The following is a 17,475-nucleotide window of genomic DNA, read 5'->3' on the forward strand; positions in this document are numbered from 1 at the left end:
CCAATCAACCATTCCGGCCCCGACGCCAACATGATGCAACTACGTTATCTCCGTTACGCGACGCTCACGCTCGCCTTATCCCTCTGTGGCCTCCTCGCGCCGTTCACGAGCACGTTCGCGGCACCCGCGACGGCAAAAGCCGCCGCGACGACGGCTCAAGTTGCGGCTCCCGCAAACGAGCCCGCACAGTCCGCACTCATGGATCTGTCCGATCTGAACGCCGATTCGAACGCGCCGCGCGTCGAAGGCAACATCGCTGAATTGCAGAATCTCGCGCAGGCGGGCAGCCTCACGGAACTGCGCGCGACGCACAACGGCAGCTACGGCGCGAAGCTCTTCTTCCTCGCGCAAGAGATGCTCTACTACGTCGCGCTCTCGCAGGACGCGCGCTGGTGGCGCGTCGTCAAGACACAGGACGCGGCCCGCGCCGAATCGATCTATGCGCAGTTCTCGCGCAAGAGCTTCGAACTCGCCGATGGCGAAATCCGCCGCACGCAATTGCAGGCGCAGAAGGCTTTGCTCGAGCGCGTGATCGCGAAATCGGCTGACCGTGCGAACCGGCTCACCGCCGACCTCCAACTCGCGCAGCAGCAGGATTCGCAAGTGTCGCAGCGTCAGCAGCAATTGCAGGCCGAATCCGCCGTGCTGCAGACGGACAAGCTGGAAGCCGAACGCAAGCTGCGCGCGCTGCAATTGCAGGTCGAACAGCTTCAGAAGCAGACGGAAGCGGGACTCGCACCGGTGAGCGTGACGCCATCGCGGTGAGATCGGCTGCACGGATTTGAAAACAAGAAGGCCCGCTCGAATCGAGCGGGCCTTCTCGTTTTGCGACATGCCGAAACGCGAATTCGGCTCAAAAATTCGGCTCAAAAGCGCGTTTCGCGGGCGACGCGCAGAAACGTATCGAGCAGCGGCGTGCAATCGAGCAGTTCCGCGCCGCCCGCCCGATGAAACTCCGGATGCCATTGCACGCCGACGACGAACGGCGCCTTCCGATAACGCACCGCCTCGATGATCCCGTCCGCCGCCGACACCGCCTCGATGTTCAGATCGCGCCCGATCGACTTCACCGCCTGATGGTGGATCGAGTTGACGATCGCCTCGCGCTGGTTCGGGAACATGTTGGCGAGCGTGGAACCATCGGGGAAGCGAATCGAATGGCGATGCTGGTCGTAGTGTTCGTTGACGTGGATGCCGGCCGTCGGCACATCGGTGGCGATGTCGCCGTAGAGCGTGCCGCCGAACGCCACGTTGATCAGCTGACAGCCACGGCACACGCCGAGCACGGGCTTGCCCGACTCAACGAACTCATGCAGCAGTTCCAGCTCGTACATGTCGCGCACGCGGTCGCCCGGCCATTCGGGACGCGTCGTCGCTTCCTCGTAGGACTGCGGAGAAACGTCGGCGCCGCCCTGGAGCAGCAGGCCGTCGAGATGCTTCGCATAGTCACGCAGACGGATGTTGCTCGGATGCAGCATCCCTTGATGGCCGACCGTCGGAATCATGAACACGAGCACGTCGCGCGACATGACCCAGTGCGCGATCGACTCCTCGAGATATTGCAGCGTCTTGCCGCGCAGCCCTTTCGCCCCCGGCTCGGGATGAAAGATGCGCGCCGATACGCCGATACGCAACGTACGTTGCGTGATGCGCTGGCCCGCGCGGTCGAAAATCTGACGCGCACGCGCGGCGATGATCCGGCCGAACACGGACCACGCCGAATCCGAGTGCTTGAGATATGCGGGCTGTGCCGGCGCTGCCGCCTCTTCGGACAACGGCAGCGGCGGCGGATTGAGCTTGCTGAAGTCCGGCGCCTCCGTCAATTCGGGCGGCAGGACGGTCGCGCGGCCGGTCGGCGAATCGGACGCCGCGGAGTGCGCACTGGCCGTGCTCGCGGCTTCCGCTTCGGTCGCGGCTTCGAAATTCTCGGCGAGACTCGCCTTGGGCTTGCCGGATGCGCGCGGTGTTTCGCGCACCGTGGCTTCCTGCGCCGCAGCCGCGCTCGCCGCCGATGCGCGCGCGTCGCGGGCGGCCTGCTGCGCTTCGTCGCGGCGGGCCTGCGCCGTGTCGACCGGTTCGACGTTCGATGCGCTGGAAGGCGCATCCGTCGCTGCCCGCTCGGTCGCGCTCGCCTTCGGGCCGGGCGCCGAGGCCGCTGCCGCCGCTTCGGGCGGCGCCGTGGGATTCGCGCTGTGCGGAGCGGCTTGAGAGTCGGCGGCGCTTGCGCGCGCAGCGGTGCTGCTTGCGTCGTTGGACGTTTTGTTATCGCTCATTCCGGATTCAGGCGCTCGAACGCCATAAGGAGAATGCACAGACTCCGATTATCCGCCTCAGACCGGCACGGGGCAAACCAGCAAACATTTGGTCACATCGGCTCACATTATCGCGGGGAACCCTTCAGCCGCTGTAAGGGCAATCCCGTGAAGAAAGCCGTCAATGGTCGCGCGGTTCCTCGAAAGTCTCGCGCAAGGCGATCTGCATCGTCGCGTGGATTTTCACGCACCAGCGCCACAACACCGTCAGCAGGAGCGCCGCGCACAGCAGCACGCCGACCATCAGGCCGAACGGCGGCAGGATGCCGCCCGACAGCGCCGCGACGAGCAGAAAGACGCCGAACATCGCGACGATCGGAATGAGCCCGGAGATCGCCGAGCGGATCGCGCGCGTGAAGCGCCCCGCTTTCGCGGGCTGCACGCTCACTTCGGCGAGCAGCAGCGCGAGCGATTCGAGCTTGCGATACACCGCGACCAGAAACGGCAGCGCGATCACGAGCGCCGCGCTCCACAGCACGACGCGCCGCGCGTTGTCGGTGTCGAGCCAGCGCGCCAGATAGCCCGACGCGAAAGGCGCCGAATACGACGCGCCGAGGAAAATCGCCGCGACGAGCGCGAGATTCACCGCGATCTGCAGGACGATGCGCCGCGTCATCGAGAAGAGCGTCGGGCCGCCGGAGACGGGCGCGAGGCTCGCGAGCCACTGCGAATAGAGTCCGAAGGTATGCGCGAGCGGCGCGGGCATCGCACGGGCGAGGCGCATCGTGAGCGGATCGGCGGCGCGGATCAGATACGGCGTGAAGAGCGTCGTGAGCGCGGACACGGCCACCGCGATCGGATAGAGAAAGCTGCTCGTGACCTTGAGCGACAGCCCGAGCGAGGCGATGATGAAAGAGAACTCGCCGATCTGCGAGACGCTCATGCCGACACGCATCGACGTGCGCCCGTCCTTGCCCGCGAGAAACGTGCCGAGCCCGCACGAGACGATCTTGCCGAGCACCACGGCGAAGGTGATGACTGCGATTGGCCACGCGTAATCGACGAGCACGGACGGATTCAGCAGCAGGCCGATGGTCACGAAGAAGATCGCCGAAAACATGTCGCGCACGGGCGCGATCAGATGCTCGATGCGCGCGAGATGCTTCGATTCCGCCATGATCGCGCCGATCAGGAACGCGCCGAGCGCAATCGAATAGTCGAGCTTCACGACGAGCAGGCAGAAGCCGAAGCAGAAGCCGAGCACGGTGACGAGCAGCATCTCGTCGCTCTTCGCGCGCGCCACGTAATTGAGCGCGCGCGGCACCGTCAGAATGCCCACGACGAGCGAAACCGTCATGAAGAGCAACAGCTTGCCGAGCGTGACGACGGCGACGCCCGCGCTCACCGAGCCCGTCTGCGCGATCCCGGAGAGCAGCACGAGCATCGCGATAGCGAGGATATCCTCGACGATCAGAATGCCGAACACGATCTGCGCGAAGTGCTCGCCCTTCATGCCGAGTTCGGAGAGCGCCTTTACGATGATCGTCGTCGACGAGATCGCGAGCATCGCGCCGAGAAAGAGCGAGTCCATCGCGGTCCAGCCGAACCATCGCCCGATCTCGTAGCCGACCCAGATCATCAGCACGATCTCCGAGAGCGCCGCGACGAACGCCGTCGCGCCGACCTTGAAGAGCTTGCGCAGGCTGAATTCGAGCCCGAGCGAGAACATCAGGAACACGACACCGAGTTCGCCGAGCGTCTGGATCGTCGCTTCGTCGTGAATGAGATTGAACGGCGGGGTGTACGGCCCGATGATCACGCCCGCGGCGATATAGCCCAGGACGACCGGCTGCCGCAGACGGTGGAACAGCACTGTCACGACGCCCGCGATAGCCATGATCACCGCGAGATCCTGAATGAAGCCTATCGCGTGATGCATCAAACAATTCCTTACAAAGATATAACCAGGAATTCGATGTTACAGCACGGATGGGACAATCCTGCGCCCAGGCAATAAAGCCGGCTCAAAAAAGTCCACAGCGACGAGGCGCATCGCTCTGGTGCATGCACGACGCGAGAGAAGAAAAAGAAAGCCCGCGCGAACGGCGGGCCGGGATGGCGCGATCGACGTGACGAAACGCGGCGCTCAGACCGCCGCTTCGTTTTCCTCGCCGGTACGGATACGGATCACGCGCTCGACATCGGCGACGAAGATCTTGCCGTCGCCGATCTTGCCGGTGCGCGCAGCGCCGATGATTGCGTCGATGACCTGATCGGTTTGATCGTTTGCGACGACGACTTCGATCTTCACCTTCGGCAGAAAATCGACGACATACTCTGCACCACGATAAAGCTCGGTGTGCCCTTTCTGGCGGCCAAAGCCCTTCACTTCCGTGACCGTGAGGCCCGTGAGACCCACTTCGGCGAGCGCTTCGCGGACTTCGTCGAGCTTGAACGGTTTGATGATGGCGGTGATGCGTTTCATGGCGTGCCTCGCGTAAAGATCGATTCAAGGGGTTCGAAAAAAACGTCGTGCCCCGCGTGGGGCAGATGGTTTCGATTCTAGCCGCGTTTCATCTAGCAAGCCGTCCGGAAAATCGCGAGGTGGCCATGTAATGACGGAATTTCGCGCGCCATCACTCTTTCGCAGGAACGCGTTCGAGGTCCTTGAGCCATACCGTTGCCTGTGCGTCGCTCGGCGCACGCCAGTCGCCGCGCGGAGAAAGCGAGCCGCCCGAGCCGACCTTCGGCGCGTTCGGTATGCATGACCGCTTGAACTGGCTCGTGCGGAAGAACCGATCGAGAAATATCCGCAGATTCTTGCGGATCTCGCCGAGGTCGTACTGATTCCGCGCGACTGTCGGACCTTCCGGCCACGCGCCCGCATCGCGGTTGCGCCATGCATGCAGCGCGAGGAACGCGACCTTCGTTGGTGCAAATCCGAAGCGCAACGTGTAGTAGAGGTTGAAGTCCTGCAGTTCGTACGGACCGATGACGCTCTCCGTCTTCTGCTCGACCACGCCGCTCGTCTTGCCGGGAATGAGTTCCGGACTGATGTCGGTGCTCAGGATGTTTTCGAGCACATCGGTTCCGGCGCCGCCGATCTGCCCCGACTCCGCGACCCAGCGCACCAGATGCGTGATCAAGGTCTTCGGCACGCTCGCGTTGACGTTGTAGTGGGACATGTGATCGCCCACGCCGTAGGTGCACCAGCCGAGTGCGAGCTCGCTCAGGTCGCCCGTGCCGATGACGATCGCGTTGTTCAGATTCGCGAGCCTGAACAGATGGCTCGTGCGCTCGCCGGCCTGAACGTTTTCATACGTGATGTCGTACTGCTCTGCGCCCGAACTGTGCGGATGGCCGATGTCCGAGAGCATCTGCACGCAACTCGGCCGGATGTCGATCTCGCTTGCCGTGCAGCCGACGACTTCCATCAGCTCGCGCGCCTGCCGCAGCGTGCGATCGCTCGTTGCGAAGCCCGGCATCGTGTAGGCGAGGATATTGGCGCGCGGCAAGCCGAGACGGTCCATCGCCTTCGCGCACACGAGCAGTGCATGCGTCGAGTCGAGCCCGCCCGAAATGCCGATGACGACCTTCGACATGCCCGACGACTGAAGCCGCTGCAACAGCGCCTGCACCTGAATGTTGTACACCTCGTTGCATCGCTCGTCGCGGCGCGCGGCGTCGGCGGGTACGTAGGGAAAGCGCGCGACGCGACGTTCGAGCGGCAGCTTCTCGTCGGCCGGCACCGCCAGCGGAAATTCGACGACATCGAACTGTTCGACTTCGTGTGCGTGCCGGTGCGTCGAGCGGCCGAACGTGGTTTGTCTCATGCGTTCGCGCGAAAGCCGTTCGAGATCGACATCCGCGAAGATCAGATGTGACTGATCCGAGAAGCGCTCGGATTCCGCGAGCAGTTCGCCGTTCTCGTAGATGAGGCCCTGCCCGTCCCAGGCCAGATCGGTGGACGATTCGCCATTGCCCGCCGAGGTGTACAGATACGCCGCGACGCAACGCGCGGACTGCTGCCCGACGAGCTGATGCCGATACGCCGACTTGCCCACGACGATATTCGACGCCGACAGATTCACGAGCACGGTGGCGCCGGCGAGCGCCGCGAACGACGACGGCGGAATCGGCACCCACACGTCCTCGCAAATCTCGACGTGAAATCTGAAGAGCGGAAGATCCTTGATCTGAAACAGCAGCGATGCGCCGAACGGCACGTCCTGACCGCAGAGCGTGAGCGTGTTCGTCGCCGCGGCATCGGCGGGGCTGAACTGACGCGCCTCGTAAAACTCGCCGTAGTTCGGCAGATAACTCTTCGGCACGACGCCGCGAATGAATCCGTCGGCGATGACGATCGCGCAATTGAAGAGCTTGTGCTCAGTCTTGATCGGCGCGCCGACGATCATCGCGATATTCAGTCCCTTCGACGCGTCCAGAATGCTTTGCAGTGCGTCTTCGCAGGCATCGAGCAACGCGCGCTGATGGAAGAGATCGTCGCACGTGTAGGCGGAAATGCCGAGCTCGGGAAACGCGACGAGCACCGCACCGCGCGCGGCGGCCTCTCTCGCCAGCTCGATCGTCTGCGCCGCATTGAACGCCGGATCGGCCACTTTGCAGGCCGGAACGCCGACCGCGACGCGCGCGAAGTCGTGGCTGTACAGGTTGAAGAAGTTTCTGTTCATGGTCGACATGGATGTGCGCGTATTGCAACGAAAGGTCTCGTCGATTATCGCATCACGTCTTCTTCCTGAACGGCGTATGCGCTTCGAGTTCCTCGATATGCTGATCCATTGCCTGCGTCTCGGCATCGAGAAACTCGGCGATCGCGTGCGCGAAACGCTGGTCGGCGATCCAGTGAGCGGACCATGTCGGCGTCGGCAGGAGACCCCGCGACATCTTGTGCACGCCCTGCGCGCCGCCCTCGAAGCGCGCGAGCCCGTGCTCGATGCAATACGCGATGCCCTGCATGTAGCACGTCTCGAAGTGCAGCCCCGAGATGAATTCGCGGGTGCCCCAGTAACGGCCGTACATCGTGTCGCCGCCGATCATGTTGAGCGCGCACGCGAGCCGCTCGCCGTCTGCTTCGGCGATCACGAGCAGCATGCTGTCGGGCGCGCTGGCGTGAATCTGGCCGAAGAATTCGCGCGACAGATAAGGCGCGTTCCAGTGCTCGCGATACGTGTTGTCGTAGCAATCGTAGAAGAAGTCGAGCGCGCTTTCGTCGATCTGCGCGCCGCGCAGCCACGTGTACGTCACGCCCGCTTGCGTCACGCGCCGGCGGTCCTGCTTCACTTTCTTGCGCTTGTCGTGGCTCATCGTCGCGAGAAAGGCGTCGAAGTTCGCGTAGCCGTCGCCGGGCAGGTTTTCCCAGTGAAACTGCACGCCTTCGCGCAGCATGTAGCCCGCGTCGGTCAGCGCCTCGACGTCCTGCGCGTGCGGAAACAGCACATGCAGCGACGACAGTTCGAGACGCCGCGTCAATTCGATGGCGCCACGCGCGAGCAACACGCGATCCTCGTGATGCGCGGCGATGAGGCGCGGCCCCGTCACCGGCGAAAACGGCACGGCGGACAGCGCCTTCGGGTAATAGCGCAAGCCGTGGCGCTCGAAGGCGTCGGCCCAGGCGTGATCGAACACATACTCGCCGCGCGAATGCGATTTCAGATAGAGCGGCATTGCGCCGGCGAATTCGCCGCCGCGTTTCAATATCAGATGATGCGCGCGCCAGCCGGTGCGCTTGACGGCGCAGCCCGTTTCCTGCAACGCCGAGAGAAACGCGTGACGCACGAACGGGTTATCGCCGGCGAGCCGGTTCCAGTCGTCGGCCGGAATTTCGTCCAGCGCATCGACTACATGAATTTCGACCTCGCGATTCAACAGGCTACCTCGCTGAAATATCGATGAGCGCGAGCCGTGCAAAAGCGGCGCCCGAAAGCGGCTATTCTCGCGCAAGTCGAAGCAGCACGCCGAAGCGGACAAAAGCGCCCCGACGCGGTGCTTTCGGCGATAATGCGCGGCAAATCATTCATCGAGCGCCGGCCCAACGCAATGCCGTGGTTCCTCTATCTGATCGAATGCGCCGACGGCAGCCTCTATACGGGCATCGCGACGGACGTCGAAGCGCGCTTCTGCGCGCATGCGAGCGGCAAGGGCGCGCGCTATACGCGTGCAAGGAAACCTCTCCGTGTGCTGGCGTCGTTCGAATTGGCAGGGAGATCGGAGGCGTTGCGCGCCGAATATCGTGTGAAGCGTCTGAGCGCGCAGCAGAAGCGCGCGTTGATCGCGGGAGAGCGGACGCTCGAATCGTTGCTGCCCCAGACAGAAGCAAGCGAAGAAGAATAAAAAACGCCGCCGCGTTTCGGCAACGCGGCGGCGTTTCGTCAAAAAGCGCACTTACTTCTTGAAGTTCGCGACGCCTTCAGAGATTTCCTTGTGCGCGGCGTCGATGCCCGCCCAGCCTTCGACCTTCACCCACTTGCCCTTTTCGAGCGCCTTGTAGTTCTCGAAGAAGTGCTTGATCTGGTCCTTCAGGTATTCGGGCACGTCGTCGATCGACTTGATGTTCGCCGTCATCGGGCAGATCTTGTCGTGCGGCACCGCGACGAGCTTCGCATCCACGCCGGATTCATCGGTCATCTGCAGCATGCCGAGCGCACGCGCGCGCACGACCGAACCTGCGAGCAGCGGAAACGGCGTGATGACGAGCACGTCGACCGGGTCGCCGTCGCCGGAGAGCGTTTGCGGAATGAAGCCATAGTTGGCCGGATAGCGCATGCCGGTGCCGATGAAGCGGTCGACGACGAGCAGGCCCATGTCCTTGTCCGCTTCGTATTTGACCGGATCGCTTTGCGCGGGGATCTCGATGATGACGTTGAAATCCTGGGGGAGATCACGGCCGGGAGGTACGTTGTTGAAGCTCATGAGCACTCTCTGGAGAAGTTGAGGTCGGAGATGGAATCGCACGGGCGGACGGTCCTTGGACGAACCGCGCAACCCTCGCGCGTGTGGATGCTTGATTGCGTCATTATAGCCAATCGGTTTGCGCGTCCTTTGCACGCACGGCGCGCGCCGGGCGTTGGCGCGATAATCGGATTCAGCATCGAATTCCAGCAGCAGAAACCCGATTTCAGGAGACGTGCATGGAAGACGCGAAGCATTTCATCAACAACCGATGGGTCGCGCCATCGGGCAGGGAGACGATCCCCGTCGTCGATCCGTCGGACGGGCAGATCTTCGCGCAGATCGCGCGCGGCTCGGCGGCCGACATCGACCTCGCCGTCGCCGCCGCCCGCGCCGCGTTCGAAGGCGACTGGGGCGCGATGAGCGCCGCCGAGCGCGGACGCATCCTCGCGCGCCTGTCGATGCTGATTGGCGCGTGCCACGAGGAAATCGCGCAGATCGAGGCGCGCGACACCGGCAAGCCGCTCAGACAGGCGCGCGCCGACGCCACCGGCATCGCGCGCTACTTCGAGTTCTACGCGGGCGCCGCCGACAAGCTGCACGGCGAAACCCTGCCCTATCAATCCGGCTATACCGTGCTCACGATCCGCGAGCCGCACGGCGTGACGGGCCATATCGTGCCGTGGAACTATCCGCTGCAGATTTTCGGGCGCAGCGTCGGCGCCGCGCTCGCAACCGGCAATGCGTGCGTCGCGAAGCCGGCCGAAGACGCGTGCCTGTCGCTGTTGCGCATCGCCGAACTGGCGGCGGAAGCGGGCCTGCCCGACGGCGCGCTCAATATCGTCACCGGCTACGGGCACGAAGCGGGAGCGGCGCTCGCGCGGCATCCGGGCACCGACCACATCTCGTTTACGGGTTCGCCCGCGACGGGCGCGGCCGTCACCAAGATGGCCGCCGATAACCACGTCCCCGTGACACTCGAACTGGGCGGCAAGTCGCCGCAGATCGTGTTCGCCGATGCCGATTTCGACGCCGCGCTGCCCGTGCTCGTCGCCGCGATCGTGCAGAACGCGGGGCAGACATGCTCGGCGGGCAGCCGCGTGCTGATCGAACGCGCGGCCTACGAGCCGCTGCTCGAGCGGCTGTCGCAGGCGTTCGCGGCGCTGAAGGTCGGTCCGAGCAAGCTCGATCTCGACTGCGGCCCGCTCATCAGCGCGAAGCAGCAGCAGCGCGTGTGGGACTTTCTATCCGATGCGCAGCACGACGGCATCCCGATGGCCGCGCACGGCGAAGTCGTGGGCGATGCGCCCGAAGCGGGCTTCTATCAGGCGCCCACGTTGCTGCGCGACGTCCCGCCGACGCACCGTCTCGCGCGCGAGGAAGTGTTCGGCCCGGTGCTCGCCGCGATGCCCTTCGACGACGAAGCCGATGCGCTGAAACTCGCCAATGGCACCGACTACGGCCTCGTAGCCGGAATCTGGACACGCGACGGCGCGCGGCAGATGCGCCTCGCGCGCCGCGTGCGCTCGGGGCAGGTGTTCATCAACAACTACGGCGCGGGCGGCGGCATCGAATTGCCGTTCGGCGGCGTGAAGCATTCCGGGCATGGACGCGAGAAAGGTTTCGAAGCGCTGTACGGCTTCACGACGCTGAAGACCATCGCCATCAAACATGGGTAAATAACGGAGACAGGCATGCGACTGCAAGGCAAAACCGTGATCGTGACGGGCGGCGGCTCGGGCTTCGGCGAAGGCATCGCGAAGACCTTCGCGCGCGAGGGGGCGAACGTCGTCGTCAACGATCTCAACGGCCCGGCGGCCGAACGTGTGGCGAGCGAAATCGCGCTCGCGTCGTCGCCGGAAGTGAAGCACGGCCGCGCGATCGCCGTGGCGGGCGACGTCACCCGGCGCGCCGACTGGCAAACGCTCTTCGACGCGGCCATCCAGGACTTCGGCAGCGTGCAGGTCGTCGTCAACAACGCGGGCACGACGCATCGCAACAAGCCCGTACTCGACGTGACCGAAGCCGAATTCGACCGCGTCTATGCGGTGAACGTGAAGAGCATCTACTGGAGCGTCGAGCAGTTCGTGCCGTACTTCCGCGAGCAGGGCGGCGGCGCGTTCATCAATATCGCGTCGACGGCGGGCGTGCGGCCGCGCCCGGGACTCGTCTGGTACAACGGCAGCAAGGCGGCGGTGATCATCGCGAGCAAGGCGCTCGCGGTGGAACTGGGCCCGGATCGCATCCGCGTGAACTGCATCAATCCGGTGATGGGCGAAACCGCCCTGCTCTCCGAGTTCATGGGCATGGAAGACACGCCCGAGCACCGCCGCAAGTTCCTCGCGACGATTCCGCTCGGCCGCTTCTCGACGCCGCAGGACATCGCCAACGCGGCGCTCTACCTCGCCTCCGACGACGCCGAGTTCATCACGGGCGTCGCCCTCGAAGTGGACGGCGGCCGCTGCGTCTGAGCGATGCGCGCACGCCGCGCGACGATGCGGCGTGCGCCCGGACATCCGTGCTTTCCCTAGCAATAACAAGCGTTTGGCGTGAATGTCGCCGGGCTAGAATCCTTACGCGTCTGTAATCGCGAGCGGGCCCATCCGCTCGACGTCGAACGCTAAAAAACTAGAGGAGACGAGCAACATGGCCAGCACCGCCAACCCCATGCCCCGCCCCGGCGCGGGTGCGCCATCGGCCTTCGAGGAGGCCACGTATCGCAAGGTCGCGTGGCGGCTCTCGCCGCTTTTGCTGATCTGCTACGTGGTCGCGTATCTGGACCGCGTGAATGTCGGCTTCGCGAAACTGCAGATGGCCGCAGACCTGCAACTCTCGGACGCCGTGTACGGCTTCGGCGCGGGCATCTTCTTCTTCGGCTACTTCATCTTCGAGATACCGAGCAACGTGATCCTGCATCGCGTGGGTGCGCGGGTGTGGATCGCGCGGATCATGATTTCGTGGGGCATCATTTCCGCGCTCACGATGTTCATCACGACGCCGATGATGTTCTACGTGATGCGCTTCCTGCTCGGCGCGGCCGAAGCGGGCTTCTTCCCCGGCATCATTCTTTATCTGACGTACTGGTTTCCGGCGCGCAGGCGCGGGCGCATGACGACGCTTTTCATGACGGCCATCGCGTTGTCCGGTCTGATCGGCGGTCCGATCAGCGGCTGGATCATGAAGAGTTTCGACGGCGTGCATGGCTGGCACGGCTGGCAATGGCTGCTCTTGCTCGAAGGCATCCCGTCGGTCGTGGTCGGTCTTGTCGTGCTCGCGATGCTCGACGACCGCATCGCGAAAGCGAAGTGGCTCACGCAGGAAGAACGCGAACTGCTCGAGCGCAATATCGCGGCGGATAACGTCGAGAAGGAAGATCTGCCGCTCGGCAAGATCCTGTCGAGCCCGAAAGTCTGGCTGATGAGCCTCATCTACTTCTCGTTCGTGATGGGTCTTTACGGCGTGAGCTTCTGGCTGCCGACGATCATCAAGTCGATGGGCGTCTCCGATGCATTGCAGGTCGGCCTGCTGTCCGCGATTCCGTATGGCGCGGCGGTGATCGGCATGCTGTACGCGGCGCGCAGCGCGGACCGGACCGGCGAGCGCCGCTGGCATATCGCGATTCCGGCGTTCATCGGCGCGATCGGGCTGGTGCTGTCGGTGGTGTGGGCGTCGAACACGACGCTCGCGATGATCGGCCTCACGCTTGCGACGATGGGCATTCTCACTACGTTGCCTTTGTTCTGGAGTCTGCCGACGGCGTTTCTCGCTGGGACGGGCGCGGCGGCGGGGATTGCGATGATCAATTCTTTGGGTAACCTGGCCGGGTTTTTGAGTCCCTATCTCGTCGGGTGGCTCAAGCAGGTGACCGCTTCTACTGCGAGCGGCATGTATATGCTTGCGGGGTTTTTGGTACTTGGGGCACTGCTCGCGTTGAGCGTGCCGGCGCGAATGGTTAATCGGTAGGGTTTTTTTGATTGGGGCTTTGTGCTATTAGCTTTCGTGGAATCCTGATTTCGCGTCGGTCTATTAGCACTGCCCCTGTGCGGGGCTGCAGTCACTTTCTTTGCTGCTGCAAAGAAAGCAGCTCGTTTAGGCCCGCGGCCACACGCAGTTTGACCATGCTTGCCAACCGCCGATGGCACTCGCCTAAGTGTCGCCCTAGAAGGCCTAACCGGGCTTGGCTCGTGCACGGTCTGGCACATCGCATCGCTTGCTTCACTGGTTCAGCACGAAAATAGCTCCAGCCCGCTGTGCGGCCGATGGGTACATCGGATTTGCGCGGGACCCTTCCGTTGTCCGCATCCCAGTTTCGGAATAACTCACTAGCGAATTCCCGTTCGTTTGGCGTATTTGTGTCCTCCATGCCGACCCACGAGGACTTGCGAGCCTGTGTCAAGGCAATCCAAGAGGACCGGCAGAAGCGCCGCGCAGTCAGCGTGCCGCAGAGTCGCGCGACGTCATCACGGATTGGTGACGCGCATCTATTCGAGTATCAGCCGAATTCATTGGGTGACAATGCGACCGAATTGGCCGCGCGTGGAGTCGGTGAGGCAGAAGAGGCTGAGTGCTACGCGCAATACGATTTCGAAATGGAAGAATGCCAAGTCGCCCGAGCGACCTTTCAAGATTCACGCACTTACCTACTATGTAAGCAACGAGCTTTTGAAAACTTCCAGCGATGCCGAGGATATTGAGATGAAAGACCGCCGCCGAGCCACGATTGTTTTTTACGATGAAGATTCGCAGCAACTCCAGGTCTGTACTGTTCATCGAGACGCCGTGCAATCAGCCATTGCAGAGCGAGCGGCCGCAGGATTCGTTTTCAACGTGCCTCCTGATCGCGCCGATCAATGCGGCGAACCAGTGACGAACGAACACGCACGACTTATCGGATGTATGGCAATTCTTAGTCAGGTGCAAGCGCATCCAGAACTTCGCCCTCGTTTGCAAATCACTACTGCAAACTCGATGAATTGGGAACCGATCGAACGTCCCGATCAATAGCAGGGAGACATGGTTGGCACATGTGCGAAGAAAGCGACAGCCGCCCCGGAAAGAGGCAGTGCCAATAGACCGACACGATAACGGGATCGCGCAATAAGCAAAAACAAAGCGCACCCGCACCGCAACGATGCACGCAACCTCCGATGTGCACCAAAACCCCGCCCCACAACATGACCACGCAGCAGTAAAACCTTCCACGAACCACCCGCAAACCCAAGCGATCCGGGCATTCCACACTCATTGGCATAACCCTTGCAGAACGATGCGAGCAATCGTCATTGCTCAAACAAACACATCGGCAAGGGGAACATTCATCATGAAACGACGCAGTCTGCTGAAGTTCGGCTCCATGTCGGGGGCGCTCGCCCTCGCGGGTCAGCTTCCGTTCACGAAGGCGCAGGCCGCCGATACGGGTCCGATCAAGGTCGGCGTCCTGCATTCGCTGTCGGGCACGATGGCGATCTCCGAGACGTCGCTGAAGGACACGGCGCTCATGACCATCGCCGATATCAACAAGAGCGGCGGCGTCATGGGCCGACAGCTCGAACCCGTCGTCGTCGATCCGGCTTCGAACTGGCCGCTCTTCGCCGAGAAAGCGCGTCAGCTTCTCACGCAGGACAAGTGCGCCGTCGTGTTCGGCTGCTGGACGTCCGTCTCGCGCAAGTCCGTGCTGCCGGTCTTCGAGGAACTCAACGGCCTGCTGTTCTACCCCGTGCAGTACGAAGGCGAAGAGATGTCGCGCAACGTGTTCTATACGGGCGCGGCGCCGAATCAGCAGGCAATCCCCGCCGTCGAATATCTGATGGGTCCGGAAGGCGGCAGCGCCAAGCGCTTCTTCCTGCTCGGCACCGACTACGTGTATCCGCGCACGACCAACAAGATCCTGCGCGCGTTCCTACATTCCAAGGGCGTCAAGGATGCGGACATACAAGAGGTCTACACACCATTCGGACATAGCGACTATCAAACCATCGTCGCGAACATCAAGACCTTTGCCCAAGGGGGAAAGACAACTGTCATCTCTACGATCAACGGCGATTCCAACGTACCGTTCTACAAGGAGCTCGGCAACCAGGGCCTGAAAGCGACCGACGTGCCCGTCGTCGCATTCTCGGTCGGTGAAGAAGAATTGCGCGGCATCGATACGAAGCCGCTCGTCGGCCATCTCGCCGCATGGAACTACTTCATGTCGGTAAAGAACACGAACAACTCGAAGTTCGAGAAGCAATTCTTCGAGTACGTGAAAGCGCAAAACCTGCCGGGCGGCGACAAGCGCGTGACGAACGACCCGATGGAAGCGACCTTTGTCGGCATCCACATGTGGAAGCAGGCCGTCGAAAAAGCCAAGAGCGCCGACGTCGACAAGGTGCGCACCGCGATGATCGGCCAGACCTTCGCCGCACCCTCGGGATTCACGCTGTCGATGGACGGCAATCACCATCTGCACAAGCCGGTGATGATCGGCGAAATTCGCGGCGACGGGCAGTTCAACGTCGTGTGGAAGACGAAGACGGCGGTGCGCGCGCAGCCGTGGAGTCCGTATATCGCTGGCAATCAGGGCAAGCCGGATATCGTCAGCTCCATTCCCGCGTTCCTGCGCCGTCAGCGCGTGCGTGTCGCGTGATGCCGTGATGGTTTGAAGCAGTGAGGCCGCGCGCGCCTTCTTGATTCGCGCGGCCGTCCATGTCTCATCAGAAAGGCCATCATGACCGGTTCCTTCATGCGCGTATTGCTCGCGCTCTTCATCGCGATCGCGCCGTTCAGCGCCCGCGCACTCACCAGCGACGACCTCGCCCCGCTCGCCGGCGACGACTTCGAAGCCAGATCCGCCGCCATCGACAAGCTCATCGCCAACGCCGATTCGCCATCGGTCGCCGTGCTGACCGCGCTGTCCGATGGCTCGCTCGTCGCGACCGACAACGGCCACGTCTACATTCAGACCGACGACGGCACGAAGGACCCGATCACCGGCAAGACCGTCGAAGCACCCGATGCGCAGCAGATCACGTTGAGCAACATCCTGCGCACGAAGGTCGCCGGCGCGTTGTCGGGCCTGCAGCTCGCCTCCGCCGATACCGCCAAACGCCGCGAAGCGATCGCAGCGCTTCTCAAGAACCCCGACGCCTCGATGAAGCCGTTGATCGACCGCGCGCGCGCCATCGAGAAAGATCCCGAACTGAAGAAGCGCCTCGACACGCTCTGGGCGATGACCGCCCTTCACGATCCCGACGTCGGCAAGCGCCTTGAAGCGGCGCAACTCGTCGCGGCGCGGCACGATCTGGACATGTACGAGCTGCTGCGGCCCATCGTCGCGAGGAAAGCCGACGGCTCCTTCGACGAACCCGATGAACGCGTGCGCAACGCGGCGCAGGAAGGCCTCTACGCGCTCGATTCGATTCAGCGCCGCAGCGAGATCTTCGGCACGATCTTCGCGGGCCTCTCGCTCGGCAGCGTGCTGTTGCTCGCGGCGCTCGGCCTCGCGATCACGTATGGCCTGATCGGCGTCATCAACATGGCGCACGGCGAGTTCCTGATGATCGGCGCGTACGCGACATATGTCGTGCAGAACCTCGTGCAGCATTACGCGCCCGCCGCGTTCAACTGGTATCCGCTGTTCGCGGTGCCCGCATCGTTCATCGCGGCGGCGCTGGTCGGCATCGTGCTGGAAAGGCTCGTGCTCAAACATCTTTATGGACGTCCGCTCGAAACACTGCTGACGACCTTCGGCATCAGCCTGATCCTGATTCAGGCGACGCGCACGCTCTTCGGCGCGCAGAACGTGCAGGTGACGAATCCTTCGTGGATGAGCGGCGGCGTCACGGTGATGCAGAACCTCATCCTGCCGTACAACCGTCTGACGATCCTCGCGTTCTCGCTCGCGGTGGTCGCGATCGCGTGGGGCGTGCTCACGAAGACGCGTCTTGGCCTCTTCGTGCGCGCGGTGACGCAGAACCGCCGCATGGCCGCGTGCGTCGGCGTGAAGACCGCGCGCGTCGATTCGTATGCGTTTGCGTTCGGTGCGGGCATCGCAGGACTCGGCGGCTGCGCGCTCTCGCAGATCGGCAACGTCGGGCCGGATCTCGGCCAGAGCTACATCATCGATTCGTTCATGGCGGTGGTGCTCGGCGGCGTCGGCCAGCTTGCGGGCACGGTGATCGGCGGCTTCGGGCTCGGGCTCGTGAGCAAGGCCGTCGAGCCGTTCTGGGGCGCGGTGCTCGCGAAGATCGCGGTGCTCGTGCTCATCGTGTTGTTCATTCAGAAGCGTCCGCAGGGCATGTTCGCCCTGAAGGGCCGCAGCGCGGAGGCCTGA

14 protein-coding genes are annotated in these 17,475 nt (G+C 63.2%); 8 read left to right on the forward strand and 6 right to left on the reverse strand.

Translation table 11 applies throughout. From position 1 onward, the window contains the following. Window positions 1-30: 30 nt before the first annotated feature. Window positions 31-765 (forward strand): DUF2968 domain-containing protein, encoded by a 735-nt coding sequence (locus NCT32_RS10225; RefSeq protein WP_061121146.1) that lies wholly within the window; start codon window positions 31-33, stop codon window positions 763-765. A gap of 101 nt (window positions 766-866) precedes the next feature. Here NCT32_RS10225 and NCT32_RS10230 read toward each other — a convergent pair whose 3' ends face one another. The 5 genes from NCT32_RS10230 to NCT32_RS10250 form a co-directional block, all read right to left on the reverse strand. Continuing rightward, a complete protein-coding gene (locus tag NCT32_RS10230; protein ID WP_061121145.1) occupies window positions 867-2,273 on the reverse strand; it encodes a gamma-glutamyl-gamma-aminobutyrate hydrolase family protein in 1,407 nt (468 codons plus the stop codon). A 160-nt stretch (window positions 2,274-2,433) separates the two neighbouring features. Next, window positions 2,434-4,191, reverse strand: coding sequence for a cation:proton antiporter (locus tag NCT32_RS10235; protein WP_250490149.1), 1,758 nt, complete (start codon window positions 4,189-4,191; stop codon window positions 2,434-2,436). A gap of 207 nt (window positions 4,192-4,398) precedes the next feature. Then, window positions 4,399-4,737 carry a P-II family nitrogen regulator gene (gene glnK / locus NCT32_RS10240; protein WP_008342452.1) on the reverse strand — a complete coding sequence of 113 codons (339 nt, stop codon included), beginning with the start codon at window positions 4,735-4,737 and terminating at the stop codon, window positions 4,399-4,401. Window positions 4,738-4,888: 151 nt separating this feature from the next. Further along, the gene (locus NCT32_RS10245) at window positions 4,889-6,943 is read right to left on the reverse strand and encodes an NAD(+) synthase (protein ID WP_250490168.1); all 2,055 of its coding nucleotides are present in this window, start codon (window positions 6,941-6,943) and stop codon (window positions 4,889-4,891) included. Between the two features lie 52 nt (window positions 6,944-6,995). Continuing rightward, a complete protein-coding gene (locus tag NCT32_RS10250) occupies window positions 6,996-8,138 on the reverse strand; it encodes a GNAT family N-acetyltransferase (RefSeq protein ID WP_061121143.1) in 1,143 nt (380 codons plus the stop codon). A 171-nt stretch (window positions 8,139-8,309) separates the two neighbouring features. On the opposite strand from NCT32_RS10250, the gene NCT32_RS10255 reads away from it, so the two are divergent. Next, entirely contained in the window at window positions 8,310-8,603 is a 294-nt protein-coding gene (locus NCT32_RS10255; RefSeq protein WP_250490169.1) for a GIY-YIG nuclease family protein, read from the forward strand. Window positions 8,604-8,654: 51 nt separating this feature from the next. Here the strand turns inward: NCT32_RS10255 and ppa are convergent, their stop codons facing one another. Then, a complete protein-coding gene (gene ppa, locus NCT32_RS10260; protein ID WP_061121142.1) occupies window positions 8,655-9,182 on the reverse strand; it encodes an inorganic diphosphatase in 528 nt (175 codons plus the stop codon). Window positions 9,183-9,400: 218 nt separating this feature from the next. On the opposite strand from ppa, the gene NCT32_RS10265 reads away from it, so the two are divergent. The 6 genes from NCT32_RS10265 (at window position 9,401) to urtB (ending at window position 17,475) form a co-directional block, all read left to right on the forward strand. Further along, a complete protein-coding gene (locus NCT32_RS10265) occupies window positions 9,401-10,840 on the forward strand; it encodes an aldehyde dehydrogenase family protein (RefSeq protein WP_250490150.1) in 1,440 nt (479 codons plus the stop codon). 15 nt (window positions 10,841-10,855) lie between these two features. Beyond that, window positions 10,856-11,632, forward strand: coding sequence for an SDR family oxidoreductase (locus tag NCT32_RS10270; protein ID WP_250490151.1), 777 nt, complete (start codon window positions 10,856-10,858; stop codon window positions 11,630-11,632). 175 nt (window positions 11,633-11,807) lie between these two features. Further along, the gene (locus NCT32_RS10275) at window positions 11,808-13,124 is read left to right on the forward strand and encodes an MFS transporter (RefSeq protein WP_250490152.1); all 1,317 of its coding nucleotides are present in this window, start codon (window positions 11,808-11,810) and stop codon (window positions 13,122-13,124) included. 699 nt (window positions 13,125-13,823) lie between these two features. Then, window positions 13,824-14,165 carry a hypothetical protein gene (locus tag NCT32_RS10280; protein WP_250490153.1) on the forward strand — a complete coding sequence of 114 codons (342 nt, stop codon included), beginning with the start codon at window positions 13,824-13,826 and terminating at the stop codon, window positions 14,163-14,165. Window positions 14,166-14,481: 316 nt separating this feature from the next. Further along, window positions 14,482-15,789 carry an urea ABC transporter substrate-binding protein gene (gene urtA, locus NCT32_RS10285; RefSeq protein WP_250476941.1) on the forward strand — a complete coding sequence of 436 codons (1,308 nt, stop codon included), beginning with the start codon at window positions 14,482-14,484 and terminating at the stop codon, window positions 15,787-15,789. A gap of 81 nt (window positions 15,790-15,870) precedes the next feature. Then, window positions 15,871-17,475 carry an urea ABC transporter permease subunit UrtB gene (gene urtB, locus NCT32_RS10290; protein ID WP_250490154.1) on the forward strand — a complete coding sequence of 535 codons (1,605 nt, stop codon included), beginning with the start codon at window positions 15,871-15,873 and terminating at the stop codon, window positions 17,473-17,475.

This window comes from Caballeronia sp. INML2 (assembly GCF_023631365.1).
GTDB classification, from domain to species: Bacteria; Pseudomonadota; Gammaproteobacteria; order Burkholderiales; family Burkholderiaceae; genus Caballeronia; species Caballeronia turbans.